Origin of the sequence: Acutalibacter sp. 1XD8-36, from assembly GCF_009917525.1 — a bacterium.
Taxonomy (GTDB): Bacteria; Bacillota; Clostridia; order Oscillospirales; family Acutalibacteraceae; genus Acutalibacter.
Genome location: NZ_QZDU01000063.1, coordinates 1 through 829 on the forward strand (window position 1 = coordinate 1; position 829 = coordinate 829).

Genomic DNA, 829 nt, shown 5'->3' on the forward strand with positions numbered 1-829 from the left:
CGGCTCTCTTTTGCCGCCGAGTGGAAGTTATTTATATACTGTAATCTGGAATCAGACATTTCACATTTAAAAATGCAGTTGACATATCAGTGAAAACTTGCTATAATTAAAGGGTTATCTGGCAGTATTAACGACTCATTAGCTCAGTTGGCAGAGCACCTGACTTTTAATCAGGGTGTCCGGGGTTCAAATCCCCGATGGGTCACCAAAAGGATTGTTTAAGAAAAAGGACCGCTGAAATTCAATGATTTCAGCGGTTCTTTTTTTCTTGCTTAGAACTGTCTATTGCTGATAAACAGAACCTCAAAATGACGCGGACATTACTTTGTGTTATTCAGCACGGAATTCACAAAGGTGTCGATGAGCTGAGTGGTTTCGTCCGGTGAAAGACCGTAGAGCATGAAAATTAGGGAAACAGCAGATAAGCCTGTTTTACCACGTTCCAGGTTAGAATAGGAACGCGGAGAAATGTGCAGCATGGCAGCCATCTGCTCCTGTGTAAGATTAAGCCTGCGGCGAAGTGTAAGCAATACACCCCTTAAGTAGGTTTTTAATTCTGGCTGATACTTCCTCATTTGAAATCCCTCCTGTGTTTGATATCTATAGACAAATATTACCACTATTGGAGGCATACTTCCAGGAGGTGTACCTCAGATTCCGACTAGATGTAATTTTCTTTTACAAAATTCGTTATTTGGCGCTTAATCACCTTGAAAGAAACCTGACGTTCTTAGTGGAACTGTCAGGTTTTTATGCTTGTCCCCCGGTATTACAGTATATAAATAACTTCCACTCGGCGGCAAAAGAGAGCCGTACGAGAATCTAAAAT

1 protein-coding gene and 1 tRNA gene are annotated in these 829 nt (G+C 41.3%); one reads left to right on the top strand and one right to left on the bottom strand.

The annotated features are described in order from the left end of the window. Positions 1-132: 132 nt before the first annotated feature. Positions 133-208 (top strand) — tRNA-Lys (locus tag D5270_RS16525). A 112-nt stretch (positions 209-320) separates the two neighbouring features. Here D5270_RS16525 and D5270_RS16530 read toward each other — a convergent pair. Next, entirely contained in the window at positions 321-575 is a 255-nt protein-coding gene (locus D5270_RS16530; protein ID WP_166545107.1) for a helix-turn-helix domain-containing protein, read from the bottom strand. Between the last annotated feature and the right edge of the window lie 254 nt (positions 576-829).

Excerpts from the sequence above, each read along its gene's own strand:
- D5270_RS16530 (WP_166545107.1), bottom strand. The coding sequence starts at position 575 with ATGAGGAAGTATCAGCCAGAATTAAAAACCTACTTAAGGGGTGTATTG.